The organism is Stenotrophomonas sp. PA-6-5C (assembly GCF_021605635.1).
Classification (GTDB): domain Bacteria; phylum Pseudomonadota; class Gammaproteobacteria; order Xanthomonadales; family Xanthomonadaceae; genus Stenotrophomonas; species Stenotrophomonas lactitubi.
The window spans coordinates 1-14873 of the sequence record NZ_WKEE01000031.1 but is presented as its reverse complement, the minus strand read 5'-3'; the positions used below and the strand labels follow the sequence as shown (position 1 = coordinate 14873).

General features: G+C 65.5%; 18 protein-coding genes, 1 tRNA gene and 1 riboswitch. Of the genes, 12 read left to right on the top strand and 7 right to left on the bottom strand.

Features of this window, described 5'->3' with window-relative positions; all coding sequences use genetic code 11:
• The first annotated feature begins 7 nt into the window (after positions 1 to 7).
• Positions 8 to 841 carry an AraC family transcriptional regulator gene (locus tag GIW57_RS13940; protein WP_100464651.1) on the top strand — a complete coding sequence of 278 codons (834 nt, stop codon included), beginning with the start codon at positions 8 to 10 and terminating at the stop codon, positions 839 to 841.
• A gap of 3 nt (positions 842 to 844) precedes the next feature.
• Here GIW57_RS13940 and crcB read toward each other — a convergent pair whose 3' ends face one another.
• Entirely contained in the window at positions 845 to 1237 is a 393-nt protein-coding gene (crcB, locus tag GIW57_RS13935; RefSeq protein WP_100464655.1) for a fluoride efflux transporter CrcB, read from the bottom strand.
• Between the two features lie 81 nt (positions 1238 to 1318).
• Positions 1319 to 1382: riboswitch (Fluoride riboswitch) on the bottom strand.
• Positions 1383 to 1404: 22 nt separating this feature from the next.
• The gene (locus GIW57_RS13930) at positions 1405 to 1845 is read right to left on the bottom strand and encodes a helix-turn-helix domain-containing protein (protein WP_223880016.1); all 441 of its coding nucleotides are present in this window, start codon (positions 1843 to 1845) and stop codon (positions 1405 to 1407) included.
• A 78-nt stretch (positions 1846 to 1923) separates the two neighbouring features.
• Between GIW57_RS13930 and GIW57_RS13925 the strand changes: the two genes are divergently transcribed.
• Complete coding sequence (locus GIW57_RS13925) at positions 1924 to 2133, top strand: Cro/CI family transcriptional regulator (protein ID WP_236511582.1); 210 nt, start codon at positions 1924 to 1926, stop codon at positions 2131 to 2133.
• 351 nt (positions 2134 to 2484) lie between these two features.
• On the top strand, positions 2485 to 2721 hold the full coding sequence (locus GIW57_RS13920; RefSeq protein WP_025875165.1) for a hypothetical protein: 237 nt from the start codon (positions 2485 to 2487) through the stop codon (positions 2719 to 2721).
• A gap of 1 nt (position 2722) precedes the next feature.
• Here the strand turns inward: GIW57_RS13920 and GIW57_RS13915 are convergent, their stop codons facing one another.
• Together GIW57_RS13915 and GIW57_RS13910 are read right to left on the bottom strand one after the other, a co-directional pair.
• Complete coding sequence (locus tag GIW57_RS13915) at positions 2723 to 3772, bottom strand: 4Fe-4S dicluster domain-containing protein (RefSeq protein ID WP_100464663.1); 1050 nt, start codon at positions 3770 to 3772, stop codon at positions 2723 to 2725.
• Entirely contained in the window at positions 3769 to 4050 is a 282-nt protein-coding gene (locus tag GIW57_RS13910; RefSeq protein WP_100464665.1) for a hypothetical protein, read from the bottom strand. The genes GIW57_RS13915 and GIW57_RS13910 overlap by 4 nt, the downstream gene beginning before the upstream one ends.
• A 180-nt stretch (positions 4051 to 4230) precedes the next feature.
• On the opposite strand from GIW57_RS13910, the gene GIW57_RS13905 reads away from it, so the two are divergent.
• The 3 genes from GIW57_RS13905 (at position 4231) to GIW57_RS13895 (ending at position 6952) form a co-directional block, all read left to right on the top strand.
• On the top strand, positions 4231 to 4671 hold the full coding sequence (locus tag GIW57_RS13905; protein WP_100464667.1) for a group III truncated hemoglobin: 441 nt from the start codon (positions 4231 to 4233) through the stop codon (positions 4669 to 4671).
• Between the two features lie 44 nt (positions 4672 to 4715).
• Positions 4716 to 6125 carry an oxygen-independent coproporphyrinogen III oxidase gene (gene hemN, locus GIW57_RS13900; protein ID WP_236511580.1) on the top strand — a complete coding sequence of 470 codons (1410 nt, stop codon included), beginning with the start codon at positions 4716 to 4718 and terminating at the stop codon, positions 6123 to 6125.
• A 278-nt stretch (positions 6126 to 6403) separates the two neighbouring features.
• A complete protein-coding gene (locus GIW57_RS13895) occupies positions 6404 to 6952 on the top strand; it encodes a hypothetical protein (RefSeq protein ID WP_236511578.1) in 549 nt (182 codons plus the stop codon).
• 339 nt (positions 6953 to 7291) lie between these two features.
• On the opposite strand, the gene GIW57_RS13890 is transcribed toward GIW57_RS13895, so the two are convergent.
• A tRNA-Leu gene (locus GIW57_RS13890) sits at positions 7292 to 7378 on the bottom strand.
• A 115-nt stretch (positions 7379 to 7493) separates the two neighbouring features.
• On the opposite strand from GIW57_RS13890, the gene GIW57_RS13885 reads away from it, so the two are divergent.
• The 5 genes from GIW57_RS13885 to GIW57_RS13865 all read left to right on the top strand — a co-directional run bounded on the left by GIW57_RS13885 (position 7494) and on the right by GIW57_RS13865 (position 12617).
• Entirely contained in the window at positions 7494 to 8516 is a 1023-nt protein-coding gene (locus GIW57_RS13885; protein WP_236511575.1) for a TraB/GumN family protein, read from the top strand.
• Between the two features lie 58 nt (positions 8517 to 8574).
• Positions 8575 to 9027 carry a BLUF domain-containing protein gene (locus tag GIW57_RS13880; RefSeq protein ID WP_236511574.1) on the top strand — a complete coding sequence of 151 codons (453 nt, stop codon included), beginning with the start codon at positions 8575 to 8577 and terminating at the stop codon, positions 9025 to 9027.
• A gap of 111 nt (positions 9028 to 9138) precedes the next feature.
• Positions 9139 to 10425 (top strand): nucleotide sugar dehydrogenase, encoded by a 1287-nt coding sequence (locus GIW57_RS13875; RefSeq protein ID WP_236511572.1) that lies wholly within the window; start codon positions 9139 to 9141, stop codon positions 10423 to 10425.
• A 45-nt stretch (positions 10426 to 10470) separates the two neighbouring features.
• A complete protein-coding gene (locus GIW57_RS13870; protein WP_236511571.1) occupies positions 10471 to 12093 on the top strand; it encodes an FMN-binding glutamate synthase family protein in 1623 nt (540 codons plus the stop codon).
• A 62-nt stretch (positions 12094 to 12155) separates the two neighbouring features.
• Complete coding sequence (locus GIW57_RS13865; RefSeq protein ID WP_236511569.1) at positions 12156 to 12617, top strand: GNAT family N-acetyltransferase; 462 nt, start codon at positions 12156 to 12158, stop codon at positions 12615 to 12617.
• Between the two features lie 25 nt (positions 12618 to 12642).
• Here GIW57_RS13865 and GIW57_RS13860 read toward each other — a convergent pair whose 3' ends face one another.
• Positions 12643 to 13890, bottom strand: coding sequence for a TIGR03862 family flavoprotein (locus tag GIW57_RS13860; protein ID WP_236511567.1), 1248 nt, complete (start codon positions 13888 to 13890; stop codon positions 12643 to 12645).
• Positions 13877 to 14311, bottom strand: a complete 435-nt coding sequence (locus GIW57_RS13855; protein WP_236511565.1) for an FKBP-type peptidyl-prolyl cis-trans isomerase — start codon at positions 14309 to 14311, stop codon at positions 13877 to 13879. The genes GIW57_RS13860 and GIW57_RS13855 overlap by 14 nt, the downstream gene beginning before the upstream one ends.
• 68 nt (positions 14312 to 14379) lie before the next feature.
• Between GIW57_RS13855 and GIW57_RS13850 the strand changes: the two genes are divergently transcribed.
• Positions 14380 to 14745 (top strand): DUF6164 family protein, encoded by a 366-nt coding sequence (locus tag GIW57_RS13850; RefSeq protein WP_100464680.1) that lies wholly within the window; start codon positions 14380 to 14382, stop codon positions 14743 to 14745.
• Positions 14746 to 14873: the final 128 nt, after the last annotated feature.

Sequence of the window (14873 nt, the reverse complement as noted above, 5' to 3'; positions counted from 1 at the left end):
TCCCGTCATGGCCGATCGTCTCGCCATCCTGCTCGAACGCTTCGCGGTCACCGCCTCGGTGTTCCATGCCGGCGCGCTGTGTGGCATCAACAGTCTCGAAGGAGAGGGCGAGGCCGGCCAGCTGCATCTGGTGCGGCGCGGTCCGTTGCAGGTCAGCCATGGCGGGCAGACGGTGCAGGTCGATGTTCCCAGCCTGCTGCTGTATCCGCGCCCGATGCCGCACCGCTTCCATACCGATCCCCGGCACGGCGCCGACATGGCCTGCGCCAACCTTCATTTCGAGGGCGGCAGGCTCAACCCGATCAGTGCGGCGCTGCCCGACTTCATCTGCCTGCCGCTGGCCGATCTGTATGGCGGCGATGCCGTCCTTGAACTGCTGTTCGAAGAAGCGTTCGAGCAGCGCTGCGGCCGCGCGGTGATGGTCAACCGCCTGTTCGAGGTGGTGATGATCCAGGTGCTGCGGCAGTTGATGGAGGGGGGCGGGATGCGCGGCGGCCTGTTCGCCGGGCTCGGCCATCCACGCCTGCGGTTGGCGCTGGTGGCGATGCATGAGGCACCGGCGCAGGCCTGGACACTGGAGGATCTGGCTGACGTTGCCGGCATGTCACGCAGTGTGTTCGCCGCCAGTTTCCGCGAGGCCATGGGTACCACGCCCGGTCACTATCTGCAGGGGTGGCGGGTCGGCCTGGCGCAGCAGGCGCTGCGTCAGGGCCGACCGTTGAAACGAATCGCCGACGAGGTCGGCTATGGCAGCGAGGCGGCGTTGTCGCGGGCGTTCAAGGCGCACACCGGGCAATCGCCACGGCAGTGGCGCGGGCAGGCGCGCGTTGCTGCCGGTTGAGTGTCACCCCAGCGCGAGCCGGGTCAGCTTCATGCCGGCGAACAGCCCGGCCAGGCCCAGGGCCACCGAGCCGCCCGCGTAGAGTGCGGCCAGGCCATGCTGGCCCCGCTGCAGCAGCAGGCCGGTTTCCAGCGAGAAGGTGGAGAACGTGGTGTAGCCGCCAAGAACGCCGGTGGCCAGCAGCAGGCGCAGTTGCGGCGACGCGCCGTTGCGCAGGGCAAATGCCTCCACCACCACGCCCATCAGCAAGGCGCCGCTGATGTTGACCAGAAAGGTCGACCAGGGCCAGGAACTGCCGACGGCGACGCGGGCGCCGATCAGATTGCAGGCGTGACGCAGGCAGGCGCCGACACCGCCGCCCAGGAATACCAGCACATAGTTGTTCAACGTCTGCATTGCTTGCCTCGAGTGCGTGTTCGCAGGTTCGACGGCGTACGCAATGGCGGGCAATACCTGCCATCGACGAACGCCGGGTTCGTCGCAGCAGGAGCCATCAGCCATCCCAGGCGGTTATCGGGGGAGCCCCATCCCCATCGACCGCCATGCTACCAGCACGCGATGGGTCAGGGCAGGGCAGTCATCACCACGCGTGCGACCTTGCCGCGGCTGACGCCTTCCATCAGCAGGTCATGGGCCATCAGCCCCAGCGTGGCTTCACGGCGGTAGCCGACTTCCAGGCCCCGCTCGGCAAGGATGTGGGCGACCAGCTCATAGGCCGCTTGCCAGACATCCAGATGGGCTTCGCTGGGCATGTGCATGTAGGCCGTGCCGCGTTCGCCGACACCCCGTCCCAACGGGCCGAACAGCAGCTCCCGCGGGTCCAGCTTCACCGCATCAGCGATGCGGAACAGCTGTTCGGCTTTCACGTGGTTGGCCTTGACGTGGTCGTTGAGCCAGTTGCTGACCGTGGCCGTCGTCGTTTCGGCGGCACGCGCCAGGTCGGCCGGGCGTGCATGCCCGGCGTCCTTCATGGCGACCGCGAGTCGTTGTCCAAGAGTATTCATCTATGCAAGCCAGCTTAACGCGTGGAATCGAAAGAGGCCTTGGCGCAAGAATAAGTTTGATGATGAAAGGGATCGAAAATGGACGAATTCTGGAGCAAGCGGCAGGTCCGCACGCGGCTGGGCTTTTCCACCGACGCAGAGCTCGCCAAGCTGTTTGGAATCAGCAGATCCGCTGTCTCGCAATGGCCCAGAGGCTTTCCCATCCCGCCGTTGAGGCGCTACATCCTGCAGCAGCGGTACCCGGCGCTGTTCCCGCCGGATCAGGGGCCAAGCGATGAAACTGCATGAGATGCGACCAACGCTGTCGCAGATAGACCGCTAAGATCAATTTGCTAAGCATGCTTAGCAACATAGGCAGAATCGATTGCCCCGCCCGCAGCGATGGCCTGATCTGTGATGGGCACCCGGGTTCGATGGCAGGCAGTGTCGACATCGGCACGGAGATTCTTGATCCCCTTCGCCATGGCGTTTCATGAACGATTAATAATTTCAATCGCGAAAGTCGCGCGCTGTAATTGACGTGTCGTGAAATCTATGACTAATTGGCATCAACCGGTTGTGAAGGCCGGGAGTCTTTCAGTAGCTCGCAAGTGAATCGGTCGACCGTCAACGATGCAGAACAAGTCCAACGGAGGTCGTATGGAATACGGCATGCATGGCTTGGCTGAACGGGTACGCCGCGAACTGGAAGCCAGTTATCACAAACACGGATGCGGTCCGGCGTTCTGGGATACCTACCAGCAGGTGCTTGATCGTCTGGTTCCGCAAGGGACCGGGCGGACCGATGTCACCAACGAAATGGCGCTGATCATCGAACAACTGGGCATCGTCCGTCGTGCTCAGCTGGTACCGCCGCGCCCGGGCGACCCGGGCTGACTCAGAGCAGGCGCCAGGCGCCACAGGCCAGTAAGGCCAGCAGCATCGATGCCAGGGCGGTGGTGCGGGGGCGCCACCACCTTCGCGGCTGGCCGGCCATCACCTGCGGGCTGCAATAGCTGATCAGGCCGGTCCCGAAGCCCGCCTGATGCTGCTGCCGGGTGCAGGCTTCCAGACAGGCACCGCAGGCCAGGCAATCGGCCTGTGGACCATGGCGGATGTCCAGTTGCATCGGGCAGGCGCGTACGCAGGCCATGCAATCGATGCAGTCGCCCAGCCGATCCGCACTGAAGGTCGGCATCGGTCCGGCCAGCAGTGGATGTGCGGCACGGAAAACGTAGTCCTGCGCGGTGGTCGGGTCGAGCAGACCGCGGCCCCGCCCGAGCACGCCGCCCAATGCCGGTGGGCGGGCGCCGCGTGGCTCGCCGCGGCGTGGGTCATACAACATGCGCGGGGTGTGCGGGTCGGTCAGCAACGGCTGCATGCGCGCGAACGGACAGAGCGATCGGCACACCTGTTCGCGCAGGAACCCGGCGTTGCCCCAGGTGGCGCCGGCATAGAACAGCACCCAGAAGGTCTCCCAGCCGCTCCAACTGCCATCGAATGCGCCGGCGACCAGTTCGCGGATCGGACTGAACAGTCCTACGAAGGTGATCCCGGTCCACAGCGACAGCAGCAACCAGACCACGTGGGTGAGCGGCCGCGCTGCCTGCGCGGGCAGGACGCGGGCCAGGGCCTGCGCGATCCCATCGAAGGCCCGTGTCCACAGTGTCTGTGGGCAGGCATGCCCGCACCACACGCGGCCGGCCAGATGGGTGAGCAGGGCCAGACCCACCGCCATCACCGCCAGCAGGCCCAGCAGCACGCCGATGTCATCCGGCCACAGGGTCCACGCGAACAGGTCGAAGCGGCGCGCGTTGAGGTCCAGCAGCAGGGCCTGCCGGCCATTCCATTGCAGCCACGGCAGCACATGGAACAGAACCAGCAGCGCAACGCCCAGCACACGGCGCCAACGCCATGGATACGGTGGCGGGATAGTGGCGACGCTCATCCCAATGGCTCCTCATCCTCTTCGCTCGGCATCGGCCGCAGCAGGTAGCCGGTCACCGCGCTGGAAAGTGCGGTGACAGCCCAGAACATGAAGAACCCTGCGGTGTAGCCCAGTTCACGGCTGATGGCGGTACCCGGGAAGCTGATCGCCTGCAGCCGCAGTGGATCGACGAAGGCGAAGAACACCACGCAGGCCAGGCCGGCGGCGATGAAGCTGGGCCACAGGACTGCGCCCCACTGCTGGATACGCCGCTGGCGGCGGGAAGACGGTGTGTTCATGCGGGTTCGGGTCGAAGAAGAGGGCGGCGCGTATACTCCGCCGTGGTTGGCGCAGCATCCGCAGGGCATGCTTCCTGCAAGCGTGCCAGCCTAGGTGCGCCCCCGTGCGCTGACATTGATCTGGATCAACAGCGGTGGTGGCGGCATGCGGCACACTGCCGATCCGCAGATGGTGCCCTGATGAACGCAACGCCCACGACTGCCCTTCCCATTGCTTCGCCAGAGTTGTGCAGCGAGGAGGAAGTGACCCGGCTGGTTCACGACTTCTACGCGCGCGTGCGTGACGAGGAGCGTCTGGGGCCGGTGTTCGAAGGTCACGTGAAAGACTGGCCCGAACACCTCGCCCAGCTTGTTGATTTCTGGTCGGCGATGCTGCGCGGGACGCGCCGGTTCAAGGGTTCGCCGATGTCCAAGCACATGGCGATCGACCTGGAAAAGGATCTGTTCGACCGCTGGCTGGTGCTGTTCCACATCACCACCGCCGAGTGCAACAACCCGCCGATGCAGGCGCTGGCCGACGATGTGGCCGCCCGCATCGCCGAAACCTTCTGGCGCCGTTACCAGATGCTGCGCTGGCCGCAGGTCATGCTGCCGGTGCTGGGCGTCCCCGCCAAGGATTGATCTGGGTCAAGGCGCTGCGCGTGGTCTGGCGCGATGCTGGCGCCATGGACACGTTCTCTCCCGCTGCCGGTGGCCTGGCCTGGGCCTTCGATCCCGATCTGCTGCGCCGGCATGACCGGCCGGGGCCGCGCTACACCTCCTATCCCACCGCGCCGCACTTCCATGACGGCTTCGATGCACCGGCGCTGCGCCAGGCGATCGCCGACAGCAACCCGCTGGCGCGTGCGTTGTCGTTGTACGTCCATGTGCCGTTCTGCTCCAGCCCCTGCTTCTACTGCGGCTGCAACCGGGTGATCACCCGCGACCGCGGGCGTGGCCACAGTTACGTGTCACGCGTGCTGGCCGAGGCAGACCTTTTGGCACCGCAGTTCGCCGATGGCCGTGAAGTGATCCAGCTGCACCTCGGCGGTGGCACACCGAATTTCCTGGAAGCCGATGCGATGATCGCGCTGGTCGAGGGCCTGCGCCGCCGCTTCGATTTCAGCGATTCATCGCAGCGTGATTTTTCCATCGAACTGGACCCGCGTTTCATCGATACCAGCGACGTGGCGATGCTGGCCCGGCTCGGCTTCAATCGCGCCAGCCTGGGTGTGCAGGATTTCGACCCGCAGGTGCAGGAATCGATCAACCGCGTGCAGGGCGTGCGGCAGACGCTGGACATCCTGCGCGCGTGCCGCGACAGCGGCATGCGTTCGGTCAACGTCGATCTGATCTACGGCCTGCCCGGGCAGAGCCTTGAGGGCTTCGGCCGTACCCTGGAACTGGTGCTGGCGCTGCGCCCGGATCGATTGGCTGTGTACGGCTATGCGCACCTGCCACACCTGTTTCGAGCACAGCGGCAGATCGACGAAAGCCGCATGCCTTCGCCGGAAGACAAGCTCGCGCTGCTCGGCCTGGCGGTGGAGCGCCTGTCCGCAGCCGGCTACCAGTACATCGGCATGGACCACTTCGCATTGCCGGAAGAAGATCTGTCGCGTGCCCAGCGCGCTGGCCAGCTGCATCGCAATTTCATGGGCTATACCACCCATGCCGACACCGATCTGATCGGCCTTGGCGTAAGTGCGATCAGCCATGTGGGTGCCACGTACAGCCAGAACCCGCGCGACCTGCCGTCGTGGGAAAACGCAGTGGACCACGGGCAACTGCCGGTCTGGCGCGGCGTTGCGCTCAGTGCCGACGACGAGCTGCGCGCCGAGCTGATCCAGCAGTTGATGTGCCAGGGTGAAGTGGATGGAGCGTCACTGGGGCAGCGCCATGGCATCGACTTCGAGACCTATTTCGCCGAAGACCTGCAGGCCGTGCAGCGTCTGCAGCAGGATGGCCTGGCCGAGTACCGCGATGGCGTGGTGCGTACCAGCGAGCCGGGGCGGCCATTGCTGCGCCTGCTGGCGATGTGCTTCGATCCCTATCTGCGTGTTGCCCAGGAGCAGCCTCGCTACTCCCGGGCGATCTGAGCGCAGGCCTCAGCGCTTGCCAGCATTGCGCCGAGCAGCCATGCCGCCGCTGGTCGTGGTGTGGATGTGGCCGACGTCCGTGCGCGAGGTCGAGAAATTCCTCACAGCTACAGGCAATCATATTGGCCGGAGGTGAGACGCTTGACGAAAGGGTTGGAAGCAGCTTCTGCGACAACAACACCCATTCATTGACAGGCAAAAGCTATCGAACCTTATATGGGAGATGGTACGACGAGAACGTGGGCGTACAATGCCTTTATGGCACGGAGGTCTGAACTATGAAGACCAGCATTCTCACCGCCCTGTCGGCGTTGGTGATACTTCATGTGGTGCCCTTGCACGTGCGAGCGGTGGGCACGGATCTATCCATTCCGAAGCCCTCAGAGCCAGCTTCTCGTGAAGACCAGAAGGCTCTGTGGAAGAAGGTGGAACAACTCTCATTTGCCGCCGTGGCGGGTGCGGAAAGCGTCAAGCGTGCTGTTGCGCTGGAGCAGGACCGTCTGCCTGACGGGGAAGTATCCGGCCTGGCTATAGGTGACCGACTCACCGGAACAAATGTTGCGCTACAACTCGATCCTGCGGGAAAGCTGGAAGAACTCTCATTCGACCTTCGCGGAGGCTGCATCTCGACGCGAACTCTTCTGTCGCAGTATCCCAATCTGCTTGTTCTTCAGGTTCCGCACGACCCGCGGGCCAATTCGCTTGTCGGCACCACTATTGGAGGTGCTTTGGCCACATTCACAATGGCCTCGGGCCCCGGACCATGCGCGCTCAGTGTGACCGTTCAGACCGTTGAGATGGCCAAGGCGCAGCTACTGCTGCGTTGAGGTAAAAGCGCCGCCGGTAGTCGCATGACGGCGGCGCCCAACGCAGGACGCAACTCGGCCTCGCGCTCGGGAACCCACTTCGCAGCTTCCTGCTTTGTGTGTTTGGTAGTGGAGTCGCGAACGCGCGCCACGTAAACCTGCACGCGCCACTTGTTCCCTGATCGTTGGATGCTGCCCATCGCCCCATCGCCGCATCATATGGGGAAACTCTGGGGAGAGTAGCCGGGCAGGTCCGGGCGAACCGGGGTGAGTGCGGATTCTTGTGCGAGTCCAAGCGGCTGATTTTTTGCCGATTTTTGGCGAATCGCTGTAAGCGCGAAGTCTCCCTGGAACGTGCAGTGGTGCCCGGAGCCGGGATCGAACCGGCATGGGGTTGCCCCCGGCGGATTTTAAGTCCGATGCGTCTACCAGTTTCGCCATCCGGGCCTGCAGCGCGCGCCGATTGTAACGGAATCGCCGCCGCTGCCGCCGGCTAACGCTGCTTTTACGCAGCCGGGCGCGGGGCTGGGTACAGTCCGCCAACGTTCCCGGGAATGGCGATATGCGTGCACGTGGCAAGCGATGGATCGGATGCAGTGCCGTGCTGGGGCTGATGCTGGCGACAGGCCCGGCCGCCGCGCAGCAGGCACCAGCGCTCACTGGCCCGGTGGTGGACATGGACACGGTGCAGGTCACCGGTGAACAACCGGGCCCCGGGCTCTGGAAGGTGACCGCTCCGCAGGGGCATGTGCTGTGGATCCTGGGAACGGTCTCGCCATTGCCAAGCGGCGTGCAATGGCGCTCGGATGAAGTCGAACGGACCATCGCCGGTGTCGACCATGTGCTGGGCGATCCGGGTTTCAGCCTCGATGCGAAGATCGGTGTGTTCAAGGGCCTGACGCTGCTGCCGCTGGCCATGAAAACCGCGCGCGATCCGCAGGGGCGCACGCTGGATCAGATCCTGCCGGCGGCAAGTTACGCACGCTGGCTGGGGCTGAAACAGACCTACATGGGCAATGACCGTGGCGTGGAAAAGGATCGTCCGCTGGTGGCCTCCGGTCGCCTGTACCAGGCGTTCCTCAAGCGCAACGGCCTGCGCGACGGCAAGCAGGTGAAGGAAGCGCTCGGGCGCGCCTACAAGGCCCGCGATCTGAAGCCGGAAGATGTGCAGGTGAAGCTGAAGGTCGACGACATCCGTGGCACGTTGAAGGAACTGCAGTCCACCGAAGTCGATGACCGCGCATGCTTCGAACGCACGCTCGACACCGTGGAATTCCAGGCGCCGGTGTTGCGTGAGAGGGCCAATGCCTGGGCACTTGGCGATGTCGCCGCACTGCGTCGGCTGTCGGGCTCTGCGATGGCGCAGACCTGCCGCGAATTGCTGCAGGATTCGGCCTTCGTGCGCAGGCGTGGCTGGAGTGACATGCCGCAGCAGGTGCGTACGCGCTGGCTGCAGGGCGTGGATGCGGCGCTGACCCATCACGCTGGCACGTTTGCGACGGTGCCGGTCAGCCTGCTGCTTGGCGAAGGCTATCTGGACGCGCTGGTGCAGCGCGGCTACCAGGTCGAGGCGCCGCCGGAGTAACCAACGCTTGAAGTCCTCGCGCTTCCTGTCATATTCCTCTGCACTCAGGAGGGGAGTGATGGACATGCCGTTGCATGCGTACGCCTATGTCAGCACGGCCAGGGAGGGACTGGACGTGCCCGAGCTCGATGCGTTGCTGGCCGATGCGACGGCGTTCAACCGCATGGCTGGAGTGACCGGGGTGCTGATGTTCGATGGCAGCCGTTTCCTGCAGTACATCGAAGGCCCACGGGATGGGCTGGCCTCGGTGCACGCGCGCATCGGCAACGCGCGGCGCCACGGCAGCATCACCCAGCTTGCCGCAGGCCCGATCCAGACCCGCTGGTTTCCGCGCTGGACGATGGCCAACCGACAGGTGGATCCGGCGACGCTGGCCAGCATCGTGGCGGCCCCGTGGCATGGTTTCAGCCTGGAGCAGGATCCCCCGGATCACGGCTTCTGCCTGTTGCTGCGAGCCTGGACCGGGGACCACGGCGAGCTCGAACCGGCCGCCGTCAGCCTTGGATCCTGAGTCCGGCGTGGTCTGGCGGCGCTGCCGCGGTTAATCTTGTCGGCATGTTTGCCCGCACCCGGACTCTCGCATGACCCAGTGGACACCGTCGCCAGCTTCCGGACGCCGCGCATGAGTGCGCCGATCGGCGCAGTACAGATGCCGTCTCCGGCCATCATCGGCCTGGGGTACGTCGGGCTGCCGTTGGCGGTGGCCTTCGGCCGGCAGCTGCCCACGCTGGGGTACGACATCGATGCCGCACGCATCGCCGAACTGGCCGGTGGGCAGGACCACACGCTTGAGGTGGAGCCGGACGAACTGGCCAGCGCTTCGCTGCTGCGCTACAGCAGCGATCCGACGCAGCTGGACGCCTGCAACGTCTACATCGTCACCGTGCCCACACCGATCGATGCCTACGAGCAGCCCGATCTGGAGCCCTTGCGCTCGGCGACACGACTGATCGCCAGCCATCTTCGCGCCGGTGACCTGGTGATCTACGAATCCACCGTCTACCCAGGCACCACCGAAGAAGTCTGCGTGCCACTGCTGGAGCAGGGCTCGGGCCTTCGCTTCAACGAGGATTTCTACTGCGGCTACAGCCCCGAGCGGGTCAGCCCTGGCGATCGCCAGCGGCGTCTGGCCGACATCCGCAAGATCACGTCCGGTTCAACGCCACAGGTGGCTGCGGTGGTCGATGGCCTGTACCAGCGGATCATCACCGCCGGCACGTTCCCGGTGCCGTCGATGCGGGTCGCCGAAGCGGCCAAGGTGGTGGAGAACATCCAGCGCGACGTCAACATCGCGCTGGTCAACGAGTTGGCCTTGATCTTCGACCGCCTCGGCATCGACACCCAGGATGTGCTCGACGCCGCAGGCAGCAAATGGAATTTCCTGCCGTTCCGTCCGGGGCTGGTGGGAGGCCACTGCATCGGCGTGGACCCGTACTACCTGCTGCACAAGTCCGAAAGCGTGGGCTACCACCCCGACCTCATCCATACCGCGCGGCAGGTCAACAACCGGGTGGGCGAACATGTGGCCAATCGTGTGTTGGCGATGCTGGCCGAACGCGGTCGCTCACCGGCGCAATCGCGCATCCTGGTGCTGGGCGTGACCTTCAAGGAGGACTGCCCGGACCTGCGCAACAGCCGCGCGCTGGAACTGGCCCAGCGGCTGGCCGACGGCGGCGCGCAGGTGGACGTCAGCGATCCGTGGGTGGGGCCGGCCGCACTGGCGGACGAGGGTGTGAACTGGTTGGCCGAGCCGGTGGCCGGCAGCTACGACGCAGTGGTGCTGGCGGTGGCTCATGAGAGCTTCAAGGCGATGGACGATGCCCATATCCGCAGCCTGCTGGCACCCGATGGACTTGTCTATGACGTGAAGTCTGCCTGGCCGCGCAGCGTGGTCGACGATCGCCTGTAGGTGCTCGCGCGGTAGACTCGGGGGCAGTTGCAACCGAGGAACGCCATGCACCGGTATATCGTCTACCTGCTCGCCATCCTGATGTTTCCTATCTGCCTGTGGCTGGCCACGATCTGGCCGGCCTGGTATTGGGGCGTCGGCCTTACAGCTGCGATGGTGGCGCTGGGGACCTGGGACCTGCTGCAGAAGCGCAGCACCCTGCGCCGCAACTATCCGGTGATGGCGCACTTCCGCTACGGCCTGGAATCGATCGGCCCGGAGATCCGCCAATACTTCGTGCAGAGCGATCTGGAAGATGTGCCGTTCTCGCGGCAGCAGCGCGCGCTGATCTATCAGCGTGCCAAGAACCAGATGGACACGGTGCCCTTCGGCACCCTGCGCAGCACATACGCAGTGGACTACGAATGGATCAACCATTCGCTGGCGCCGACCACCATTGCCAAGCACGATTTCCGCGTGCTGATCGGCGCGAACTGTGCCAAACCCTATTCGGCCAGCGTGTTCAACATCTCGGCGATGAGTTTCGGCTCGTTGTCGGCCAACGCGATCCGCGCGTTGAACGAAGGCGCGCGCCGGGGTGGCTTCTACCACGACACCGGCGAAGGCTCGATTTCACCGTATCACCGCGAGATGGGCGGCGACCTGGTCTGGGAGATCGGCTCGGGCTACTTCGGTTGCCGCGACGAGAAGGGCGGCTTCAGCGAGGAACGCTTCGTTGCCAATGCCAATCACGATCAGGTCAAGATGATCGAGATCAAGCTCTCGCAGGGCGCCAAGCCGGGACACGGTGGCGTGCTGCCGGCGCCGAAGGTGACGGCCGAGATCTCGGTGACGCGTGGCGTGCCGATGGGCGTGGACTGCGTGTCACCTTCGCGCCATTCGGCGTTCTCCACGCCGGTTGAACTGCTGCAGTTCGTCGCCCGCCTGCGCGAGCTGTCCGGTGGCAAGCCGGTGGGATTCAAGCTGGCCATCGGCCACCCGTGGGAATGGTTCGGCATCGCCAAGGCGATGCACGAAACCGGTCTGCTGCCTGACTTCATCGTCGTCGATGGCGCCGAAGGCGGCACCGGTGCGGCACCCGCCGAGTTCGTCGATCACGTGGGTGTGCCGATGCACGAGGCGCTGTTGCTGGTGCACAACACCCTGGTGGGCCTGGACCTGCGCGAGCACATCCGTATCGGCGCGGCCGGCAAGATAACCAGCGCGTTCGATATCGCCCGCACCATTGCGATGGGTGCCGACTGGTGCAATGCCGGGCGCGGTTTCATGTTCGCGCTGGGCTGCATCCAGTCGCTCAGCTGCCATACCGACAAGTGCCCGACCGGCATCGCTACCCAGGATCCGGCGCGCTGGAAGCACCTGGATGCACCGGACAAGGCCACGCGCGTCTACAGCTTCCACGAGCACACGTTGCATGCGTTGAAAGAGCTGCTGTGTGCGGCAGGCTTGAACGATCCGGCCGAGCTTGGCCCGGAACACATCCTGCGCCGGGTGTCGCCGGTCGAGATCCGTTCGCTGGCCTCGCTGTACCGCTACCTGGAGCCGGGCGAGCTGCTGCACAAGGTGCCCGACCACGCGGTGTTCCATTCGTTCTGGGCCGATGCGCGCAGTGATTCGTTCCAGCCGCCGCCGAAGATCCAGGCGCTGCGGGCCAGCAAGTCGCGATGAGTCGCGTAGTGGAGCCGAGCCGGTGCTCGGCTGTACGAAATCCAGATGCACACGGAGATTGCATGCAGTTCAGGACTGGTACCAACGATGATGTAAGCACGCTGTGGGCCCTGCGAACGCGCTGCGTACGCGAGCTGTGCAGCAGCCACTATCCGCCGGAGGTGATCGCGCCGTGGTCGGCATCGCCCCCGCCGGTGCAGTATTCGCGGCTGCTGGGGCAGGGCGGCTGCGTCGTCGCCGAGAATGATCGGGGCGACGTGCTGGGTTTCGGTGTGCTCGATGCCGAGGGCAACGAGATCGACGCGCTGTTCGTCGATCCGGATCGGGGCGGGCAGGGTATCGGCCAGGCACTGATGCAGCGGTTGCTGGCCCTGGCCGACCCGACGCGCGAGGTAGTGTTGTCGGCCTCGCTCAATGCCGTGCCGTTCTACCAGCGGCAGGGCTTCATCGCCGAACGAGAGGAACTGTATCCGCATCCCAGTGGCGTGGCGTTGGCTTCGGTGAAGATGCGCCGGCCAGCGTGATGTGTCCGGCGCTACCGCACGTTGATCAACGCGTGTCCAACCACGCCGTCACACCCTCTGCTGCGCGCAGTCCGCTGGCATAGCACGCCGTCAACAGGTAGCCACCGGTCGGGGCTTCCCAGTCCAGCATTTCTCCCGCGCAGAACACCCCCGGCAAGGCACGCAGCATCAATCCGTCGTCCAGCGCATCCAGGCGCACGCCGCCTGCCGTGCTGATCACCTCGGCCATCGGCCGCGGGCGCAGCAGGCGCAGCGGCAGGCGCTTCAATGTGGTGACTACAGCGGACAGATCGTTGCCGGCATCCTTCCCCAGTGTTTCAAATACCAATGCAGTCTTTACCGCATCCAGCCCCGCTTGGCGACGCAGGTGCTCACCGAAGCTGCGGCCCTTGCGCGGCTGCGAGAGATCGGCCAGCAGGCGCGCCTCGTCGCGGCCCGGAACCAGGTCCAGCCACAGCGTGGCGTGGCCGTCGCGGTTGATGGTGTCGCGCAGGTCGGCCGAAAGGGCGTAGATCAGGCTGCCTTCGATACCGTACTCGCTGGCCACGCACTCGCCCTGCAGCGAGCGGAGCTCACCGTCCAGGCCATGCCAATGTGCGACGACCGGCTTCAACGGCGCACCCGCGTGGCGCTGCGCGAAGAACGGTGTCCACGCAACGTCGAATCCGCAGTTGGCCGATTGCAGCGGCGCGATATCCACGGCGCGGGCCTGCAAGGCCGGAACCCATGCGCCGTCGCTGCCGAGCTGCGGCCAGCTTCCGCCACCCAGCGCCAACACGGTCGCGTCGGCGTGCACGTCCAGCACACCCGTCTCGGTGGCAAAATGCAGTGCGCCGTCTTCGCTCCATCCCAGCCAGCGATGGTTGACGTGCAGGCGCACGCCCTGTTCCTTCAGCCGGCGAACCCAGCCGCGCAGCAGCGGTGCGGCCTTGCGGTCAACCGGGAACACGCGGCCGGAACTGCCGACGTAGGTCTCCACACCGAAGCCTGCGGCCCAGTCGCGCAGCGCCTGTGCGTCGAAGCCGTCCAGCCATTGGCCGACGCTGGCGGCCTGCTCGCGGTAGCGGCTGTCGAACAGCGGACGCGGGTCGGAATGGGTGAGGTTGAGCCCCCCCTTGCCGGCGATCAGGAACTTGCGGCCCGGCGAGCCCTTGGCCTCGTACAGATCAACGTCGAGCCCGGCCGCGCGCAGCCGTTCGGCAGCAAACAATCCCGCCGGGCCGCCGCCGATGACGGCGACGCGGCGCGGCGGGTGCATGTCACTGTTGGACATTGAGCAGCTCGACATCGAACACCAGCGACGAACCTGCCGGGATCGGGCCGACCTGGCGATCGCCATAGCCGAATTCCGGCGGAATCATCAGCGTGCGCTTGCCGCCGACCTTCATGCCGGCCACGCCTTCATCCCAACCACGGATGACCTGGCCCGCGCCCAGCGTGAAGGTGAACGGCTCGCCGCGTTCGACCGAACTGTCGAAGGTCTTGCCGTGCTTGTTGTCGGCGCGCTCGTCGTAGATCCAGCCGGTGTAATGCACGCTGACCTTCTGGCCCGGCACGGCCTCGGCGCCGGTGCCGGGCTGGGTGTCGATGCGCTCGAAAGCGGCGATGGTGCCTCCCGGCGGCGGACCGGACGGTTCCGACGAGCAACCAACGGCGGCGAGGGACAGCAGCAGGGGAAGCAGCAGGCGGCGCATCGGCGTCTCCGTGGGTGATGAGTCAAGGGCGGCAAGGTTAGCGCATCGGCGCCGGGTATCATGGGCACATGGCAAAACTCCTGCTCAATCTGCGCAATGTCGGCAACGACGAATATGCCGATGTCTGCACGCTGCTCGACCAGCACGGCATCGCCTGGTACCGCACCGAACCCAGTCCCTGGGGAATCTCCAATGGCGGCCTGTGGCTGCGCGAGGATGCCGACCAGCCGCGTGCCAAGGCGCTGATGGCCGAGTACCAGACGGCCCGCAGCGTGCGGGTGCGCGCCGAGCGCGAGCAGGCCCTGCGCGATGGCACTGCCGAGACCTTCGGCAGCCTGTTCCGGCGCCGCCCTGGGTTCGTGGTGCTGGTGCTGCTGGGCATGGCGGTGGCGGCGGCATTGGTGCTGTTGCCGTTCATGCTGCTGCGGGGGTAAGGGTGTTCGGCCGGGTTGCACCCGGCACCCGCAGAGGCAACGGCAACAGCAACAGTGGGTTTCCCGTGATTGGGCGGGGTGGTGTGGGAAGGCGGGACACGCCGTAGACCCATCCTTGGGGGCTCGAT